Here is an 18,838-nt window from a genome sequence, read left to right as displayed (position 1 = left end):
TGCGGACGGGAGGTAATATTATCCAGTGGATGATTTTAGCAAACCAAGTCATTCCATCCCTATCAACCTTTTTCCTGTTCAAGCGGGACTACTGCGAGTGTCTTGCCTAAACTGGCTAGAACTTTTAAGACGGTATCTAACTGAGGACTGGTCTTTCCTGTTTCCATCCTAGCTATGACAGGCTGGCTCACTCCACTGAGTTCTTCTAGTTTTTTCTGACTGATACCTTGATCATGTCTAGCTTCAATTAACTCACTCATGATAGCTACTCGCATATCACTTTCAAGGATTTCCTCCTTGGTAAAGAGTTGAGACCGAACATCCTTCCAGTTACTCCCAATGGCACTATTTTTCATCACTTACTCCTCTTTCTTTTAAGTCCTTCAGTTCACGCTTGGCCTTTTCAATCTCTCTCCTAGGAGTTTTCTGAGTCTTTTTAACAAAATGATGTAAAAGAACAAAACTCCCATCAAGCCAAGCTACAAATAAAATCCTATCCCTAAGAGGTCTTAATTCCCATATCTCATCTTCCAAATGTTTCATATAGGGTTCACCAGCTCTAGTCCCATGCTGACTAAGCAACTCAATATAGTCGTTTAGTTTATTCAGTTTAATGCGACTATCTTTACTTTTACGACTAGCCAATTCTCTCATATAATCCAAGACTGGCTCATTTCCATTTTTGTCCTTATAGAAGTAAATTGTGTGCACCAAGCAACCTCTTTTCAATTTAATTATAACTTAAAAGTTATTAAAAGTAAATTCAAATACTTATAAAAAGAAGACCTTAGAAAATTTTAAAGGTCTCATTTTTATGATTCGAAAAAATTACGAAAAGAGTTATAAATTTAAGAAAATCCTTACTATTACTCCAGCTCTATCCCCTTCTCACGGAGATTAGCCAGACACTCCTCATAGTAGCTAGCATCATGTTCGCTATAGATAGGACTTTTCAGCTTCTCCTCTGCTAAGTCTTGATAAGGAGGGCAGGTCTTGCCACGGTAGTTCTTGTCCAGCCACTCTGGACTGACATTGTAGCCACGGTCAGCCATCTCCTCCATGATCAAACGATGATAGGCATAGAGACGATAGGGCGAGTGGGTAAAAACATAGTCAACCGTCGCATGCTTTCTGCCCCAGCCATTACCACGAAGGGCGCAGCACTCTCGATGTTGCCCCAAGAGCTGCGGACGGGGAAGCTGTGGGATCAAAGCCTCATGCCAAAGTCTCATGGGAGTCTCCTTTCAACAAGGTAGAATGTTGCAGATAAGCATTTGGGTAGCGTTCAAGCAAGCCTCGAGTCCTAGCAATCAAGTCTTCCTTTGAAGCCTGACCAAAGCGATAGCGATCCAACAAGAGCATATAGTCTTTGCGCTCATCGAGGCTGGCTTGCTTTTTAAAATAGCCCCAAATATGCTGAAAGGCATTGCAAACCTGACCCCTGTGTTCTGGAATCTGGCAGGCACGGTCAATCATCTCTTGAACCTGACTCAGCTCCACCACTTCTTGCTTGAGATACTGGCGAATGTCCTTGTAAATATTACTAGAATGACTCAAAACAAGGTATTTATTTTCCGCCCAGAGTTGCTGACAAAGGGCAAGTTGGTTGTTATTTCCCATATTTCTCCTAACTTTCTACTAGTTCCCAGGAAATACGGAAACAAAGTTGTATTTTAAAAATGAGCGAATCAATTAAGCCCATCACCCTTTAAAGTTTTTCAAAAACTCTTTGAGCTCAGCATCAGCTTCTGGTGTGGTTCCGTGGAGCTGGTTCAGCATTTCAAGTAATGAAGCTGTTTGGCTTTCGATAGCTTTATTTGTCTCGTTAATCTTGCTGACGATGTCTGTCAGTGGCTCTACTTCTTCTTCCTCAAAGGTATCTACATAGCGAGGGATGTTGAGGTTGTAGTCATTTTCGACGATTTCTTCATAGCTTGCTAGATGGGCAAACTTATCCATCTCCTCACGAGACTTGTAGGCTTCTAGAATCTTCTCGATATGGGCATCCGTCATGATATTTTGATTTTTCCCCTTATCAAACTCCTTAGAAGCATCGATAAAGTAGACATCGCGATTGGTACGATTCTTTTTGAGAATGATAACCGTAGTCGGAATGCTAGTGTTAAAGAAGATATTAGCAGGTAGACCGATAACCGTATCAATGGCCCCTTCTTCTAGTAAGGCCTTGCGAATGGTTCCCTCCGCATTTCCACGGAAAAGAACACCGTGAGGAAGGACGATAGCCATGACCCCATTATCCTGCTTGAGGTGGTAATATCCATGCAAGAGAAAGGCAAAGTCAGCCTTGGACTGGGGCGCCAGTTTTCCAAAAGGAGAGAAACGAGGATCAGCCATAAAACCAGAGCTTGCTGACCACTTGGCAGAGTATGGTGGGTTCATGAGAACACCGTCAAAGTTGGTCGGCTCTTGAGTCGGCCAGTCTTCATCCAGTGTATCGGCATTGTGGAGAAATTGATTCTCAACTGGAACACCATGTAGAATCATGTTCATCCGAGCTAGGTTATAAGTCGAGGTATTGAGCTCCTGACCAAAGTAGACAACTGTCTGCGGTTTGTGAGAGTACTTCTTGGCATTGAGCAAGAGAGAGCCAGACCCCATAGTCGCATCATAGATGGTAAAACCTTCCTGGTCCTCACGACCCAAAAAGGCAATCTGAGTCATGAGCTTGGCAACAGGCTGAGGCGTATAGAACTCACCAGCCTTCTTACCCGAGTCAGTCGCAAACTGACCGATCAGATACTCATAGGCATCCCCCAGCATATCACCAGCATGACCAGCCACATCTAGCACGGCCAACTCTTTCATAACTGCTGCTACCGTTTGGTTTTGCTTTTGCGGAGTTGCTCCTAGCTTTTTAGAGTAGAGGTCGATATCTTCAAAGAGATTTTCATAGAGGTCGTCACTCTGCTCGATATCACGAAAACCTTGAGCTAGATCTTCCAGCTGGAAAGTTCCCTCATTAACACGTGCTACCAGAGCTGTAAAGGTCAGGTCTGGTTTGATGATATAGTTGAGCTCATCGTTCATGACAGAGACCAGATCCTCATGGGTCTCCGCATCCTCGTAGTAGTTACGATAGACCTCAAGAGCATCCTCAAGACTATCTGTCCCCTCTTCCATAGTCTCCGCCACGAAAAAGAGCATCTTGTCTGACAGATACTTATAGAAGACCATGCCCAAAAGATAGGACTTATAGTCATTTGCATCCATCTTGGAGCGGAGAACATCCGCTGAGTTCCACAGGGCTTGGTAGAGCGACTGGGACGTTTGTGTTGTTTCCATAGTGTTTCTTTCTTTTTATTAACTCAAAAATCTAACTATCTATCCAATAGTTTCATTTCTAATTCTTCAAAATATTTATGACGTAATGTAATCTGTAAATCATTATTCATTGCAATACTGCTTAAAGCTTTTTCTTTAAAGTTAGAAACTAATTCTTTAATTTCTTTGGATGCAATTATTTCATTTTTCAAATTACAAATCTTTAAAATTTTCGAAAAATCCGAAGAATCTATGCTATCTTCAACAATTTTAGTTATATTTTCTAATGTTACAGTTATATCAAATTTTTCTGATAAATTTTCTAAAAATGTCCGTGCTTCATCCTCGGTTGGTTCTCTTGTTTCTATCAAATGCCCTTCCATAAATTCATCAAGTTTCTTTTTCAAGGCAATTCGTATTATCTTATCTTTATTTGTTGTACATAAACCAATAACAGTGTCTCGAAGTTTATTAATTTTTTGTTTTTTATCTTCCTCATCATCAGATAGAACAGAATTCACTGTTTCTTCATCTACCAAAAGCATCTCTATCTCATTAAAAGGGAGCACAAAAATATTTTTCTTTTTATAGCTTTCAATTCTTGCCTCATCCATCCAGTCATAATCAATAATGCCGTATGCTTTATTACCATATGTTTTCTCTAATTTATTGTAAGCTTTTGTGTATTGAATAACTTGTTTATGCCCTTGAACTGGTTTGACAAAACAAAAATCACTAAATAATTTGGAATAAATCTGATAGTCTATACTCGTTTTAGTTCCCTCACAAAATAATATTGGCTTTCTTGTCCCAGATACTTCAGTCAATAAGGATAAAGGCATTTCTTGTGAGTCTTCCAATAGTTCATAATCAAAATCATAAGGTGCTTCGAAATTCTTACACCAGATATAGGTTGCATTTGTTCTAGATTGAACAAAGTCCATGTTATGTGAAGCAAAAATAAATTGACAATCAGGTCGCTCTGATATGAGCAAATCCCATAATTCATTATAGACAGCTGCGTTTAGAAATGTTTCTGGTTCATCAACGATAATATAACTATTTTCTGGAGCTAGAAGGACATTACCAATATAAAACAATATGCAACGTTCTCCATCACTAAGTCCATTTATACTATATTTAGACCCATTTTTTTCAACTTCAACTACCCTTTCATTCGATTCAAGAACAAACGTTATTTCTGGAAAAATTTTATTCCATATCCGCTCTACTCTATCCCATAAAGCCAGAGGTAATCCTTCCACCCCTCTAGATGCATCAGTCGCTATCTTAGCATAATCCTTTATCAAAAATGTTATTAGTTTGGTAAACGTATTTGAAAAATCCTTTTCAATTTGGAATGGTTGTAAAGCAATTGTGTTATATTTAAGAACGACTTCTTTTAAATCTTGAATATATCTATCTCTAGTAATTTCATTTCGATCATGGATATTTGAAACAAAATATAATAATTTCTGTGCTGGCAAAACATACATTTCATTACTATTAATCTTACTATTATTCTTTCTTAATTCATTAATAAGACTTGATTTTCCTGCCCCATTTGCCCCTATAATAACAGTAGTAGAATCTATTTTGGAAATGAAAGAGAAAAGTTTAATTACTTCAAAATTATATATAATTTGAGGAAATATAGAATCATACAGATAAATTTCTCCACCAAAACAATTGTAGATGCTTTCTAACAAATTATCACGTAATGTTTTGTACCTTACCGTTACATTATTAGACAAAACTTCTTCATCTAGCTCTTCATTTATAAAAGAAATAAGCTTAAATAGATAATCATCCACTCGATTATATAAATCTTTTTCATAATCAGCTATTTGACTTAAATTATCTCGAAACCTTTTCTTTTCAAATTCTAACTTTTCAATCAAATCTTTTTTAGAACTATACATAATTTCTCCTTAGACAAACATATCCTGTAAGAGTTTCTTTTTCAGTGTTTCTAGCTGCGAAATTTTTTCTTGGTGAGAGCTGATGAGGTTATTGAGGTTTGAGAAATAGGAGCCGATGGCTTGTTGTTCTTCTATGGAAGGAACTTGTATTTTTAAAGATGAAACTTGTTCTAAAGATAAATTTGGTTGTGCACCTACTGTAGGATTTTTTCGGATATAATCTTTCACAACTTCCCCAGATAATACTACTAATAAAAAATATGTATCTAATTTATACCCTCTAATAATTGCAAGAGCTTGATTTGTATTAGCCGGAAGAATATTATTTCTAACAATTGCAGTTCTACCAAGAGTACCAGCAATCGAAAACAATATATCTCCTTCAAACAAAATAGATCTCTTCAAACTTCCCAAATGTTCCTCCTCTGAAATTTTAACAACAGGATATATTTCGTTTTCTTTCAAGTTTTCAACTTTTACAAAATTTACCTTCCCTTTTTCTGATTGAGATTTTGCCGTAGTTCCCTTCGTAATCAAATCACAAACCTCGCCTAACTTGATTAGTTCCCAATCACCTTCAAATCCAGCCAAACGAATCTCAGGAACGGTCTGTCCAGCTTTGGGAAATATCTTGGAGAGCATGGTTGCCTTTAGGGATTGATAGTTAGCATGATTTTCCTTGTAGCTAGCCAGAAGGTCATCGAGGGTGCGGAAAAGGGAGCCGATAGCGGATTGTTCAGGAAGAGATGGAACTAATGTCTTTATTGATTTAAATTTACTTAATGATAGTACTTTTTGCCCAGTACCCTCAGCTTGTAACATAACTTGCTTTGTTATAGATGTATTTAGAAGTCTCAGATAAAAGTCACTATCACCTTCTACAATACTAAAAACCGGATAAAAATAACTGATTATACCTTTATCCAAAAGATCATTTCTATTGAATTTAAACACACCATTATCACTTCTAGAACGATATGTGAAAAAACCCTTCGGTAGCACGAAATAACCAATGTTACTATCTGTAGTAACTTGCCTATTTGCAAAATAATCTTCCTGTCTCACAATACCCTTATTTTGAGAAGAAGTTAAAACTGGGTATTGGTTTTGAACTGTAGTTTTTTCAACATAATCTTCAATATGTTCTCCTAGAGTACATAGTTCCCATGTTCCCTCAAACCCTTTAACTCTTGCCAAAGGTATATTTTTTCTCTGGCTTTTCATCATTTCCCTTTCTTCTTAATTGAATTATATAGTTTTTTTCTAATTTATATTAGATTTTAGTGATTACTCACCAAGTAATTTTCCCGTAATAATTATTACCTTTGAAATTAGTTTACTCACTTTTCGACCATAATCTAGTTAATACTACATCATCACTATTAGGTCTAATTACTTCTTCTTTATCTACTTTCACAAATACTGGAACTTGAATTGCATTACCCGTAATTATAACCTCTCCTTTACCTAAACTAGGAATTTTGTTAAAGGAAGCTTTATCCAGCGTAGGCATAGTATTTATCAACATTCGTAAATCATTATCATTAACCAATCTATGGATGAAATAATTATGAACCTGTGAAAGAATAGTAGGTGAAATATCTGCTGGTCGTTGACTAGATAAAGTTAAATAGAAACCAAATTTTCGTCCTTCTTTAATGATTTCTTCAAAAATATTTAACCTGTAGTCCTGCCAGGTATCTCCTACTGAATGATTCTGAGCATTTAAAATATTATGTGCTTCATCAATAATCAAATGACTAGTACAGGTGACATCTTTTCCAGCTATTTTCGTTTTCTGTTGATCATATATCATCTTAGAGATAAGCATAGGAATTAATCTAGTGATTTCCTGATTAGCATGTACAAGATTAATAATATTTAGACTAGAAAAATCGGTAGTTATATTTTTCTTAACTTTAACAACTTTCTTCAAGCTATTCAAAGCTGTATCAATTCTATGAAATAAAGGATTGATATGCTCAATGTTTGTTGACTTCCAAGTACTATAGTGAACTTTTTGAAAATCTAAAAAGAACTTTAATCTATCTATCAAGTCCAAAGAATCAAAACTTTCTGCAAGTTTTTGCCTAATTTCATCTATCTGTAACTTTTTTTCTATCTGTTCAGTTAAATCAGACTTATCATTTAAATAAATTCGTTCTTCTCCCTGAGTGAAATAAGCTTTTGATGCAGCATAGTAAGATAATGAGGAAACTTGATTAAATATTTTCCAGTTATCTTTTGCTATGTATGATTTTGCTACTTTGATCCAATTATCTCTTGAATCAGATAATGCTGCATCTCCCGTTGTAAGAATCTTTTTCAACGTTCCAACCACAAATTTTGCAATAACTTCTCCAGTATGTTCTTTTTCATTCCACTCTTTCATTGCTTTCCTAAGAAATGGAACTTGAGTTGCTGAAGTAGCGCCAAATAAAATTGAAAGGATATCTGGATCAAAAAGATATTTCTCAGTAATAGGGATTTTCTTTGATGTTTTACTCCTAGTTTTAACATTAAATACTTTTTTATGAGTACCGGCCACACCAAAACTATCATCTTTCGTATATTCACCATTAAAATCAATAATATAAAATTTTGAATACTTTAAAATATTTTCTCGATATTCTGACCGAAAGAGTTCTAAGAATAACTTATGCAAAGTATTTGACTTACCACTACCAGTATTCCCAAACACACCAATATGAGAAGCAAATATTTTATTAATCGATAAAGGAACAACTTGACCTTCTAAGATTGACTGTCCAATGGAAATAGTTGGCTCAGACTTATTAATCCCATATATTAATTCTAAGTCTTTTTTTGAAGTAATACATACTTCATTTCCAATCATAGGTACATATTGACTTGTTACTTGGAATTCATCGTTTTCAATAACACCTTTAGTTTTTAAATGAACGATTCGATTTATAGAATTCTTTGAAAAACGATTATCAAATTCTGTGCTTCTAATTGTATTTTTTTGATCAGCAACTTTTTCAGTAACAACAGAAGCGATAATTTTTACATTGTTCTGTAAAATTGTTAGATATGCTCCAATTTTTGCACCTTGTAACACATCACCATACCATAGATATTCAGCATCATTAGATAAATGATACATTCCAACTTGAGAAATATCACCGTCAACGCCTACGATTACACCTAATTTTTTGATACTCGTCTTCATTCTAACTGCTCCTCAAAAGATACATCTCTAAGCAACTCAGTTAGATTGCTAATATTGAAACTAAACCGTTCACTTCCGTCGTCTTTTTTTTCCTTTGATTTATACTTTTCCTCTAATTCATTAGGTGCAATGATATTCAAATTTCTTGGACAATCACTGAGGCCCAAATTTGTTAATATTTTTTGTTTATCAGATTCAGAATAACAAAATATAAAGACATTTAATTCAGGATTTTTCAAAGATCTGTTCAACATTTTAGCAATATGTTTATCTTGAAATGAGAATCCAATAACAATAAGAATAGATTGTGGTTTATCTAACTCAAGTTGAAATACTCTTAGCATGTCATGAAAATGATTGTTTAGAAACGTTTCTTGACCCTCTAAGCCAGTTGGTTTAACTACTACTGGATTTTCAACTACACTTTGCCTTATTAAAATATTGTCCTCCTGCCCTCTTTCCCAGTTCATCGAACCATGTGGTTTAATCAAAGATAATGTAGGAAGTTCATTAAGGTAATTATCATTTAATCCCCTATATGCAACAGACTTATTATAGTTAGCACTATCTAAAATTCTATTAAAATATCCGTTACTTCCATCATTAAAAACAAATGATTCATATTTCATCAATTCATCTAGTGCCTTCTCAATGAAGAGATCGTAGTTAGTAGTAAAAATATTAATATTTTTTGTCACTTGTCTAGAATTTGCATGATAAAGTAGTTGAAGTATAACTTTAATAAATTCAGAATATCTTTTTAAAACTGCTTTAATTTTTTCTTCATCATTAGCATTGCTAATATCTTCTAGAACTTTCTTAGAAACTTCTTTAACTTTATCGGATAGTAAATTATTAGCTTCCTCATCTGAAATATCTTCACTTTTGAAAAAAGACATTAAAGGTATTGCTGGAACTGAAGTTCCTGATCCAATTAGAAAATTAAGCCTCTTGGTCATTGCAAAATAACGTAACTGTTTTATATCAAATTTTTCAACCATATTGTTCCTCGAATAAAAGTAAAATACTTTCCCCTAGCTCCCCACTCTCAGTGGTTCAATCACCTCTTCAATCAGTTGGGTATAGGCTTCTTTGATTTGTTTTTTATATAGGAGTGGGTTGAGGGCATCTGACACCTCAACTTTATAGTCCTTGTAGCGCTGACTCTTGGTCAGTTGACTTTCTCCTAGTTGTTTTTTTGCACCCTTGCGGTAGTGATTGACATAGTAGCGAAGCTCGTCTTCACCCACATACCAGGTCTTACTAAAGTCTTGGATATGTTGCTGGATGACTGCTTCAATCATCTGGTCAAGGATATTGGCGATGGATTGACCTCTGTAGCGGTCTGGATTTGCCTGTACTTCTTGCCAAAGTTCTGAGATGATCTGGGCAAGGTTTGGATTGGTCTTCTTCAGACTTTGGATATAGGTATCCACTGCTTCTCTATCCTGTGCACTGAGACTCTTTTCCTGACTTTGCTCTTGCTCGATCAGACTTTGGATCAAGGTCAAGATATAGGCGTAGTTGATCTCATCTACTTGGATAGACTCTAGTTCATAGTGAATATCCAGTGGCTCCCCATCCTCATCACCATCTTCTGAACGACTTTTAAGTTCGGCAAGGATATTTTGATAGAAGCCTAGATAGGTTTCCAATTCTTCTGCGCTTAGTCCAGTCTCTGCATAGATTTCTTCCTCGTCATACTCTTTATAAACTCGGATAGAAGCCAAGTATTTATCAAAGGATTGATAGGCTTTGGCGATTTTTCTCAACTGAGGTGTAGAGATTTGTTCAAGTTGGAGTCCTTCGACGGGATCATCTGTGATGAGATTTTGAAAGTCGCTACAACTTTTCAAAAAGTTTCTCTTTTCCTCTTCCCAGCTAGGTGCTAGAACATCATTTTCTCCACCATTTGAGTAAAGCTTGAGGGCATTATCGACTGCTTCCTTAAAGGCTAGAGGCTTTTGGAAGGTGATGATATGACCATAGGTCTTACTAGAATCAAAGATACGGTTGGTTCGGCTAAAGGCCTGAATCAAGTCCTGCGGTTGCATGGGCTTTCTGTCGATAAAGAGAGTCGATAGACAAGGCGCATCAAATCCCGTTAGGAGACGATTGACCACGATAACCAAGTCCAACTGCTCATTGCGATAGAGATATTTATCCTGTTTTCGAGCAAGGCGGTTATTGACATCTGTATTGAAGCCACGAAGATCCGCCATGGTAAAGTGAGTATCAAACTCTTGGTTATAGTCCTCTAAGACCTGTTTCATGTGGTCTTGGTTGGCTCTTGAGTCTTCTTCATTCTCTGTAACGGAGTAGGTGATGGTCGCCTTTGGAAAGTCTGGAAGGACCATCTTGACTCTCTCAGATACCTTGACTCGTGTCTGACCAGCCTTGACTCTTTTGAGAAGGTCATAGTAGGCTTGGGCTTGAGGGATAGACTTGACAGTCAGGATGGCATTGTAGGTATTGCCGACTCCTTTTTGGAAGCCTAGTTGTTGGCGCGATTTATTGATAATAGCGTCCAAGACTTCCAGCATGTGTTCCTCATTCTCATAGACGGTATCTGGTATGTCATTTTCAGACTGGTCTGTGATGAGGGTATTGCGATAGTCCACCTTAAAGCCTAGGACAGCTCCGTCATGGATGGCTTCCTTGACCGTATACTCATGGAGACGGTCTCCATACTGTTGCTGGGTGGTTTGGGCGAGGTCGCCGACCTGCTGGCGTTTATTTTCCTTAAAGATAGGCGTGCCTGTAAATCCATACCAGAGAGACTGTGGGAAAAAGGCTTTAATGTCCTTTTGTGTTTGTGGTGTCACGGCACGGTGGCATTCATCCACGACAAAGGCCACTCGGAGTCCCTTGATTTTGTCCGCATCTCGTTGGTAAAGACCTTGGTCAAACTTGCGCATCATGGTGGTGATTTTCTGGATAGTGGTCACTACAACACGCTTATCATTACTTCCTAAGCGTTTGACTAAATCATGGGTATTGTCCGTCTCATCGATATCGATGACGTCATTGGTCGCATAAGAGAGAAAGGATGAAGTGGTCTGTTGGTCCAAGTCCCTGCGGTCAACGACAAAAATCGTCTTTTGGATAGAAGGAATCTGAAGGAGATTACGAGCTACCTTATAAGAGGTCAAGGTCTTCCCTGAACCTGTCGTATGCCACACATAGCCTGATGCTTGCTGGCGAGAGGCTTCCTGCACTGCTTCGATAGCATGGATCTGATAGGGACGCAAAAGGATGAGAGATTTCTTGCTATCGTCAATGACAGAATACTGCATGACCATCTGGTGGGCACGAGGGATAGAAAGGACTTCATGGGCAAAGCTGGTCAAGTTTGTCACAGGATGATTGTCCTTATCCACCCACTTGGTTAGAAATTGCTTGTTAAGTTTATTTTCGCGAGCTGCAGCGATATAGCGAGTATCGACCTTGTTGGTCACGACAAACATCTGCAAGCTAGAGTAGATACCACGGAATTTCCCTTCACGGTCATATTTTTTTATCTGATGAAAGGCATCGATAAAGGCTGCTTGGGAACTCTTGAGCTCGATTTGAATCATGGGCAAGCCATTGATGAGAAGAGTAACATCCAGTCTACGGTCTTGGTCCAGAGGATTTACTTTTTCTCGTTGGACTTGATTAACAACTTCGTAGCTAGACTTTCCTGCTGCGATATTGTCACGCCAAATGACTGACAAACGGATGGTACCTAGGCTTGCATCTTCTCTTTGAACCTCGACTTTGGCAATGCCATTTTCTCCGACCAACCATTTGGCAGCATCATAGTAACTAACAAAGTTTAGTTGATTCTGAATCTGGCGTTTTTCCTGTTCAGTCAAGGGATGGTCTGCTAGCAGAGCAACGTTGTTTTGGGCTAGTTTCTCAAAGAAATTGTCCCATAGTTGTTCTTCTGTTTTTAGGTCTTCTCTATAAGTCCATTGGCTTTCACCAGTTACCAGCTGGTTTATCAGTTGTTTTTCTATTTCCAGTTCTGGTTTTACCTGCATCTATATTTCTCCTTTTGGAAACCGCATTCTTCCTATCATTATATCATATTACAGGCAGAAAGCGCCTTGCTGATCCTACTACCCTCAGAAAAACCTTGTAGTCTTTCTCCCTAAAATATGATATAGTAGAATCATACTATACAAGAGGAGTTTCCATGTCACACGATAAAGAAATGAAAGCTGTTTCTCCCCTTCTACAGCAAGCCATTCATATTTCCTCCATCGTCGGTGGAGTTGGTACCTTAATATTCTGTATCTGGGCCTATCAGGCTGGAGTTTTGCACTCTAAGGAAACCCTATCTGCCTTTATCCAACAGGCGGGTGTCTGGGGACCTCCACTCTTTATCTTTTTACAGATTTTGCAGACGGTAGTTCCTATCATTCCAGGTGCCCTGACATCCGTTGCAGGTATCTTTATCTACGGTCACATCATTGGAACGATTTATAACTATATTGGCATTGTCATTGGTTGTGCCATTATCTTTTACCTAGTACGTCTCTATGGAGCACCCTTTGTCCAGTCCATGGTCAGCAAGCGCACCTATGACAAGTATATTGGTTGGCTGGATGAGGGCAATCGCTTTGATCGTTTCTTTATCTTTATGATGATTTGGCCAGTTAGTCCAGCTGATTTTCTCTGTATGTTGGCTGCTCTGACCAAGATGAGCTTCAAGCGTTATATGACCATTATCATCCTGACCAAGCCCTTTACCCTGGTTGTTTACACTTATGGTTTGACTTATATCATTGATTATTTTTGGCAGATGTTTAGCTAATACACAAAAAACTCAAGGATTCATCCTTGAGTTTTTCTTTGTTAGGCTTCTTTTTTCAATAAGAGGGAAACAAGCACTGATGTAGCAATCATCCATGCTCCTAGAATGATGAAGGTCATTCGACCATCTGTAGTCACCAAGCCAATCCCTGAAAGAACGAAGGGTGTTAATGATGCTCCAAAAGAACATCCCAAAACAGCATAGGAAGTTGCTTTGTTGAGTAGTTTTGCAGGAATTCGCTCAGATATCAACTGAAAGACTGTCGTCAGAGCGATACTGTAGGCAAATCCTCCCAGGATAGAACCTGCAACCACCACCCAGAGTGATGGGGAAAGAGCAATGATGATTTGCCCGATACCAAAAGTGACACCAGCGACCAATAGAAGTCTTTCCTTGAAGGTCGAAATCAAGAAAGAAAAGCTGATTCCAGCTAGAATCCCAATCAACTGCATGGCACTAAGTACCAAACTGGACAACTGAGCATCTCCAAACCCTGCCTCAATCATAAGACTAGGGATGCGGAAGGTGATAGCAGTATTGGTACATACAATCACTGCGGCTGCAATAGCAAGGAAGAAAATCAATTGGAGCATGGAACGAGTCAGTTTCGTTGCTTCTTCTGTCTGATGCTTGGACTCGTGAACTTCTGCGTTTCCATAAGGGACAAAGAGAAGGAAGAGTACGAGAACTACTAGACCAGCTGCATAGGCTAGGAAGGTTGCTGTCCAGCCAAATGCCAAGAGCTGACCAACTGCCAGCGTCAAGATAGAGGCTCCTACGACCTCAGCCGATCCACGAAAACCAAGCATCTGAATACGGGTCTTGCCGTGGTAACGTTCACTGATGATTGAGATGGCCTTAGCATTGAGCATCCCAACTCCAAGCCCAAATAGCAAGCGGGTTGCAAAGACAAAGTAATAACCCTGATACCAGAAAGGTGCTGTTCCACTGATTGACAAGATTAAAAGTCCCAAGGTCAACTGGAAGCGTTCAGGAAAAATACGCTCTAAAACTCCATTCAATAAAAGCATGGCCATAATTCCAAAGGATGGGAGGCTGACCAAGAGTTCGACCTGACCAGTCGAATAGCCCTGATAATAGTCAAACATGGCAGGTAGGGCGCTCGAAATAGAAAACGATGTGATCAATACTAACGATAGGGAGAGTATGCTCACTTTTTCCAAAAATTGTTTCATCTTTTCCTCATTCATTGTTCATTTTTCATATTAGTAAAAAGGTCCTTTCCTATCATACACTCTTTAGCCAAAATTGGCAAGCGACTGAGCACCAAGACCAAAAGAAAAAGCGGGGCATCAAGAGCTGTGAAGTCTTGATGACATCCCACTTTTTTATGTGTTTTATCCAGTTATGTGACTTAGATTTTCAAGAATCGACGCATTGAGATTCCAGAACCAAGTGAACCGATACAGATTCCGATGAGGAACAAGAGACCGATCATCAATGGAATAAAGGTATTCGGTGTAATCAAAGATAGGTTTTGACCAACCAAGGATGGGTTGACAGATTGGAACACTCGGTTATAGATAAAGTAAACCAATGCTGATGGAAGAGCTGCTCCCAACAATCCGATAAAGGCACCTTCTAGCAAGAATGGGCCACGGATATAACCGTTCTTAGCACCAACCAAACGCATGATTTGGATTTCACGGCTACGTGAAATGATAGTAATACGGATGGTATTTGAAATCAAGAAGACTGCGATGAAGATCAAGAGTCCTGCGATGACCAATCCCCATACACGGATGAAGGAAGCCAACTTGAAGAGACGTTCCGTATTGGCACCACCGTCTTGAACTTCAGAGACACCTTCGATTTTCTTAGCTTCTTCAGCTACTGGTTTTACATCACTTGGTGAATTGGTATCTACGATGTAGGCATCATGAAGAGGGTTTGCATCTCCTTCAAACACCTTCCACTCGTCACCCATGGTTTCAGTCAGTTTTTGGTACTGCTCTTCTTTACTTGAGAAGGTTACATTTTTAACAGCTGGCAGGGCTTTTAGGGCATTGTAGACCTTGTGGTAGTCATTGTTCGTGACTGTTTGGCCTTCTTTTACAATGGTTTCACTGTTGTCTTCAACGTCTTTACGAACATAAACCATGACACGGACGTTGTTTTCGATATCAGTTGCTAATTTCGCAGTGTTAAAAATAACTGAAGCAAAGATAGCAACCAAGGTCAAGGTAATCATTACTGAACTGATGGCAGCAATGGTCATCCATCCATTACGCTTTAAACTCTTTAAAGCTTCAAACAGATGGCGGAAAAATCTACTAATCATCGTATCCGTACTCTCCTTTCGCTTCATCACGTACCACGCGACCATTTTCGATGGCAATAACGCGGTGGCGCAAGGTATTTACGATTTGGCTGTTGTGGGTCGCCATCAAAACAGTTGTCCCTTGAAGATTGATACGTTCCAAGAGGTTCATGATTTCCCATGAGTTATCTGGGTCCAAGTTACCTGTTGGTTCGTCGGCAATCAATACTTTAGGATTGTTTACGATCGCACGCGCGATGGCGATACGTTGTTGCTCACCACCTGAAAGCTCATTTGGGAATGAACGAACCTTGTGCTTCAAACCGACAAGGTCCAAGACTTCCATAACACGTTTTTTGATGTTACGACGGCTTTCACCGACAACCTCCATTGCGTATGCAATGTTCTCATAAACGGTTTTCTTTGGCAAAAGTTTGTAATCCTGAAAGACTACTCCGACATTTCTACGCAAGAACGGAATATCTTTCTTTTTGATCTTAACCAGGTTATAACCTGCAACTTGCAAGCTTCCTTTGTCGATTTTGACCTCACGATACAAGGCACGGATAAAGGTTGATTTACCAGCACCTGAAGGTCCTACGATGTAGGCGAATTCTCCTGCATCGATATTTACAGTGATGCCACGTAGGGCTGTTGTCCCGTTGTCGTATTTTTTGACAACATCTCTCATTTCAATGATTGACATGTGACTTCCTTTCTTTTAACTAATACGCCATTTCAGATAAGCATCGATGAAACCATCTAGGTCTCCATCCATCACCTTATCTACTTGCGCTACTTCAAAGTTTGTACGATGGTCTTTTACCATTGTATAAGGCGTAAATACATAGGAGCGGATTTGGCTTCCCCATGTAATTTCCTTTTTCTCACCCTTGAGCGAGTCTACCTCAGCAGCTTTCTTTTCCTGCTCCATCTGGTAGAGTTTTGCCTGAAGCATCTTCATAGCACGATCACGGTTTCCGTACTGGGTACGGTCAACGGTTGATGCTACGACGATCCCTGTTGGAATGTGAGTCAAGCGGACACCTGTTGAAACCTTGTTGACGTTTTGTCCACCTGCTCCTCCTGAACGGAAGGTATCCATCTTGATATCATCCTCACGGATGTCAACTTCGATGGTATCATCCAACTCTGGCATGACTTCTACAGAAGTAAATGAGGTGTGGCGACGTTTAGCAGAATCAAATGGTGAGATACGGACCAAACGGTGAACTCCCATCTCTGACTTGAGAAGACCATAGGCATTTGGTCCTTCAAAAGACAAGGTTACTGACTTGATTCCTGCCTCATCACCTGCTTGGTAGTCTAAGACCTCAACCTTGAAGCCTTTAGCATTTCCATAGCGAGTATACATACGAAGGAGCATATCGCCCCAGTCTTGAGCCTCTGTTCCCCCTGATCCCGGATGGATTTCTAGGATAGCATTGTTGTGATCATACGGCTCTGACAAAAGAAGGGTCATTTCATAGCTGGTCATCATCTGATCTAACTCATCGAGTTTTTCAACCAACTCATCCTTAACGGATTCATCCTCTGCCAAAAAGTCCAGTAAAATCTCAACTTCATCCTGCAACTCATCCATCTTGTGGAAGGTATTATAGGTATTTTTAAGTTCGTTTAATTCTTGCGACGTTTTTTGGGCCGCAATATTATCGTTCCAAAAATCAGGTTCTGTCATTTTGTTTTCCAAAATGGCAATTTCTTCCTCTAAACCTTCGAGGTCAAAGAGACCCCCTGAAAGAAGCTAATTTTTCACGATTTGCGTCAATTTTTTGACGAATTTCTGAAATGTCCATACATACTCCTTTTTTTGCATCTTATTATTATACCACAATTTTTCTTATTTATCTAATCGGTGTTTTTTAAAATTTAGTATCAATATATTTCTGTAAGAAGTTAAACCTACAATTCCTTAAGCAAAAATAGAAAATCTCACAAGAATTTTCCCATGAGATTTAGAGATTTTATGCTTATTTTTACAAGTTAACAGTTAGTACATGTCCGTCTTTCACGACTTGTTGACCAGCAATATAGACATGATCAACATCACTGGATTTGACAGCGTAAACTAGGTGAGACAGCATGTTTTCTTGAGGTTGGAGATGGATTTTCCCTTGGGGTTGGATAACGAGAAAATCTGCTTGCTTGCCAACTTCTAGGCTACCAATCTCATCTTCCATTCCCAACACCTTAGCTCCTTCAATCGTCAGTGCCTTGAGGGCAGTCTCGATTGGAAATTGACTGGCATCTCCACTCTTCATTTTCTGTAAAAGGGCTGCGGTGCGTCCTTCCTCAAACATATCAAGGTTATTATTAGAAGCAACTGAGTCCGTCGCAATACCGACCGGTACTCCTGCCTTTTGAAGTTGAACGACTGGTGCAATCCCTGATGCTAATTTGAGGTTGCTGATAGGATTGTGGGCGATAGCAACTTGTGAATCTGCCAAGCGGGTAATTTCTGCTTCATTTAACTCTACACCATGGGCAAAGACAGCTTTATGGTCTAAATAGCCAAGTTCATCTAGAAAGGCTATTGGTCTTTTGCCATAACGTTTCAGGATAATCCCTGACTCTTCCTGCGTTTCTGCAACATGAATATGAAGTGGAATATCTTCTTCTTTTGCTAGGTTCAAACTAGCCTCTAACAATTCTCGACTACAACTGTAGGGCGAATGCGGAGCCACCATCACCTTGAAATTGGGATCCTGATAGCTTTTGATTGTCTCGATAACAGATCGTGTTCTGGCAACTGTCTCATCTGTCGTCTCCACGTCTGAAGAAAAGAGGGTTGGAGAAAAATAGCAACGCATCTTGGAAGCCTTGACCGCTTCATAAATCTTCTCTATCTCCACTCCATTGGGATTGTACATATCATTGAAAGTTGTCGTTCCTGACTGGAGCATTTCTGTCAGTGCCTCTTTGACGACCTTTGTAGTCATCTCTGGTGTAAACTCTGCTTCTGCTGGCCAGATATAGTCCTCTAGCCATTCGTGGAGATTGCTATCATCACGAATCCCTCTCAAGCCTGTCATGGCAGAGTGGGTATGGCAGTTAACCAAGCCAGGCATAATCCAAGCACCCTGATAGTCTATGATTTGATCTGCTTGTTTGAGAATCTCTTGATTTTCCTGACCGACATAGACGATTTGGGATTCTTTAACAGCTAAAATCCCATCCAGATAAACGTGGAAATCTTGGTCACAAGTCACGATATTTACATGCTGAAAGACTTTCATCAATAGGCCCCTTTTCTAAATGGGAATTCATACTGGATAATTTTTCTAGTTATTGTAACAAAAAAGTCACCCGAAGGCAACTTTTCTTTTTGTTTATTGGAT

At 39.0% G+C, this 18,838-nt stretch carries 16 protein-coding genes; 1 reads left to right on the top strand and 15 read right to left on the bottom strand.

Features of this window, described 5'->3' with window-relative positions; all coding sequences use genetic code 11:
• Window positions 1–62: 62 nt before the first annotated feature.
• The 10 genes from ACTO1Y_RS00570 to ACTO1Y_RS00525 form a co-directional block, all read right to left on the bottom strand.
• On the bottom strand, window positions 63–356 hold the full coding sequence (locus tag ACTO1Y_RS00570) for a helix-turn-helix domain-containing protein (RefSeq protein ID WP_316107546.1): 294 nt from the start codon (window positions 354–356) through the stop codon (window positions 63–65).
• Window positions 346–711, bottom strand: coding sequence for a type II toxin-antitoxin system RelE/ParE family toxin (locus ACTO1Y_RS00565; protein ID WP_000556946.1), 366 nt, complete (start codon window positions 709–711; stop codon window positions 346–348). The genes ACTO1Y_RS00570 and ACTO1Y_RS00565 overlap by 11 nt, the downstream gene beginning before the upstream one ends.
• 155 nt (window positions 712–866) lie before the next feature.
• Complete coding sequence (locus ACTO1Y_RS00560) at window positions 867–1,232, bottom strand: TIGR02328 family protein (RefSeq protein ID WP_441347974.1); 366 nt, start codon at window positions 1,230–1,232, stop codon at window positions 867–869.
• The gene (locus ACTO1Y_RS00555; RefSeq protein ID WP_441347973.1) at window positions 1,216–1,620 is read right to left on the bottom strand and encodes a YbgA family protein; all 405 of its coding nucleotides are present in this window, start codon (window positions 1,618–1,620) and stop codon (window positions 1,216–1,218) included. Before ACTO1Y_RS00555 ends, ACTO1Y_RS00560 begins: the two co-directional genes overlap by 17 nt.
• Window positions 1,621–1,701: 81 nt before the next feature.
• On the bottom strand, window positions 1,702–3,303 hold the full coding sequence (locus ACTO1Y_RS00550; RefSeq protein WP_441347972.1) for a type I restriction-modification system subunit M: 1,602 nt from the start codon (window positions 3,301–3,303) through the stop codon (window positions 1,702–1,704).
• A gap of 35 nt (window positions 3,304–3,338) precedes the next feature.
• Window positions 3,339–5,204 (bottom strand): DUF4435 domain-containing protein, encoded by a 1,866-nt coding sequence (locus ACTO1Y_RS00545; protein ID WP_441347971.1) that lies wholly within the window; start codon window positions 5,202–5,204, stop codon window positions 3,339–3,341.
• A gap of 9 nt (window positions 5,205–5,213) precedes the next feature.
• Window positions 5,214–6,431 (bottom strand): restriction endonuclease subunit S, encoded by a 1,218-nt coding sequence (locus ACTO1Y_RS00540; protein WP_441347970.1) that lies wholly within the window; start codon window positions 6,429–6,431, stop codon window positions 5,214–5,216.
• Window positions 6,432–6,540: 109 nt separating this feature from the next.
• Window positions 6,541–8,397: an ATP-binding protein gene (locus tag ACTO1Y_RS00535; RefSeq protein WP_441347969.1), complete on the bottom strand. Its 1,857-nt coding sequence runs from the start codon at window positions 8,395–8,397 to the stop codon at window positions 6,541–6,543.
• Window positions 8,394–9,398, bottom strand: coding sequence for an SIR2 family protein (locus tag ACTO1Y_RS00530; protein ID WP_441347968.1), 1,005 nt, complete (start codon window positions 9,396–9,398; stop codon window positions 8,394–8,396). Before ACTO1Y_RS00530 ends, ACTO1Y_RS00535 begins: the two co-directional genes overlap by 4 nt.
• 33 nt (window positions 9,399–9,431) lie before the next feature.
• Window positions 9,432–12,422: a type I restriction endonuclease subunit R gene (locus ACTO1Y_RS00525; protein WP_441347967.1), complete on the bottom strand. Its 2,991-nt coding sequence runs from the start codon at window positions 12,420–12,422 to the stop codon at window positions 9,432–9,434.
• A gap of 155 nt (window positions 12,423–12,577) precedes the next feature.
• Between ACTO1Y_RS00525 and ACTO1Y_RS00520 the strand changes: the two genes are divergently transcribed.
• Window positions 12,578–13,198 (top strand): TVP38/TMEM64 family protein, encoded by a 621-nt coding sequence (locus ACTO1Y_RS00520; protein WP_441347966.1) that lies wholly within the window; start codon window positions 12,578–12,580, stop codon window positions 13,196–13,198.
• Window positions 13,199–13,239: 41 nt separating this feature from the next.
• Here ACTO1Y_RS00520 and ACTO1Y_RS00515 read toward each other — a convergent pair whose 3' ends face one another.
• The 5 genes from ACTO1Y_RS00515 to ACTO1Y_RS00495 all read right to left on the bottom strand — a co-directional run bounded on the left by ACTO1Y_RS00515 (window position 13,240) and on the right by ACTO1Y_RS00495 (window position 18,736).
• Window positions 13,240–14,394, bottom strand: a complete 1,155-nt coding sequence (locus ACTO1Y_RS00515) for an MFS transporter (RefSeq protein ID WP_441347965.1) — start codon at window positions 14,392–14,394, stop codon at window positions 13,240–13,242.
• Between the two features lie 179 nt (window positions 14,395–14,573).
• Window positions 14,574–15,500, bottom strand: a complete 927-nt coding sequence (gene ftsX / locus ACTO1Y_RS00510; RefSeq protein WP_223332616.1) for a permease-like cell division protein FtsX — start codon at window positions 15,498–15,500, stop codon at window positions 14,574–14,576.
• Entirely contained in the window at window positions 15,493–16,185 is a 693-nt protein-coding gene (gene ftsE / locus ACTO1Y_RS00505) for a cell division ATP-binding protein FtsE (protein WP_004251332.1), read from the bottom strand. Before ftsE ends, ftsX begins: the two co-directional genes overlap by 8 nt.
• Window positions 16,186–16,200: 15 nt before the next feature.
• A protein-coding gene (gene prfB, locus ACTO1Y_RS00500) for a peptide chain release factor 2 (protein WP_100249482.1) occupies window positions 16,201–17,296 on the bottom strand; the annotation gives its coding sequence in 2 pieces (ribosomal slippage) (window positions 16,201–17,223 and window positions 17,225–17,296; 1,095 coding nt in all).
• 180 nt (window positions 17,297–17,476) lie between these two features.
• Window positions 17,477–18,736, bottom strand: a complete 1,260-nt coding sequence (locus ACTO1Y_RS00495) for a TRZ/ATZ family protein (RefSeq protein ID WP_441347964.1) — start codon at window positions 18,734–18,736, stop codon at window positions 17,477–17,479.
• Between the last annotated feature and the right edge of the window lie 102 nt (window positions 18,737–18,838).

The sequence above is a fragment of the Streptococcus sp. V728 genome, from assembly GCF_052077995.1.
Classification (GTDB): domain Bacteria; phylum Bacillota; class Bacilli; order Lactobacillales; family Streptococcaceae; genus Streptococcus; species Streptococcus infantis_B.
Note: the sequence above shows the minus strand (reverse complement) of the source record. Positions and strands in the feature narration are given on the sequence as shown.

Coding starts and splice junctions, on each gene's coding strand:
- ACTO1Y_RS00570 (WP_316107546.1), bottom strand. CDS start 356: ATGAAAAATAGTGCCATTGGGAGTAACTGGAAGGATGTTCGGTCTCAA.
- ACTO1Y_RS00560 (WP_441347974.1), bottom strand. CDS start 1,232: ATGAGACTTTGGCATGAGGCTTTGATCCCACAGCTTCCCCGTCCGCAG.
- ACTO1Y_RS00555 (WP_441347973.1), bottom strand. CDS start 1,620: ATGGGAAATAACAACCAACTTGCCCTTTGTCAGCAACTCTGGGCGGAA.
- ACTO1Y_RS00550 (WP_441347972.1), bottom strand. CDS start 3,303: ATGGAAACAACACAAACGTCCCAGTCGCTCTACCAAGCCCTGTGGAAC.
- ACTO1Y_RS00545 (WP_441347971.1), bottom strand. CDS start 5,204: ATGTATAGTTCTAAAAAAGATTTGATTGAAAAGTTAGAATTTGAAAAG.
- ACTO1Y_RS00540 (WP_441347970.1), bottom strand. CDS start 6,431: ATGATGAAAAGCCAGAGAAAAAATATACCTTTGGCAAGAGTTAAAGGG.
- ACTO1Y_RS00535 (WP_441347969.1), bottom strand. CDS start 8,397: ATGAAGACGAGTATCAAAAAATTAGGTGTAATCGTAGGCGTTGACGGT.
- ACTO1Y_RS00530 (WP_441347968.1), bottom strand. CDS start 9,398: ATGGTTGAAAAATTTGATATAAAACAGTTACGTTATTTTGCAATGACC.
- ACTO1Y_RS00525 (WP_441347967.1), bottom strand. CDS start 12,422: ATGCAGGTAAAACCAGAACTGGAAATAGAAAAACAACTGATAAACCAG.
- ACTO1Y_RS00520 (WP_441347966.1), top strand. CDS start 12,578: ATGTCACACGATAAAGAAATGAAAGCTGTTTCTCCCCTTCTACAGCAA.
- ACTO1Y_RS00515 (WP_441347965.1), bottom strand. CDS start 14,394: ATGAAACAATTTTTGGAAAAAGTGAGCATACTCTCCCTATCGTTAGTA.
- ftsX (WP_223332616.1), bottom strand. CDS start 15,500: ATGATTAGTAGATTTTTCCGCCATCTGTTTGAAGCTTTAAAGAGTTTA.
- ftsE (WP_004251332.1), bottom strand. CDS start 16,185: ATGTCAATCATTGAAATGAGAGATGTTGTCAAAAAATACGACAACGGG.
- ACTO1Y_RS00495 (WP_441347964.1), bottom strand. CDS start 18,736: ATGAAAGTCTTTCAGCATGTAAATATCGTGACTTGTGACCAAGATTTC.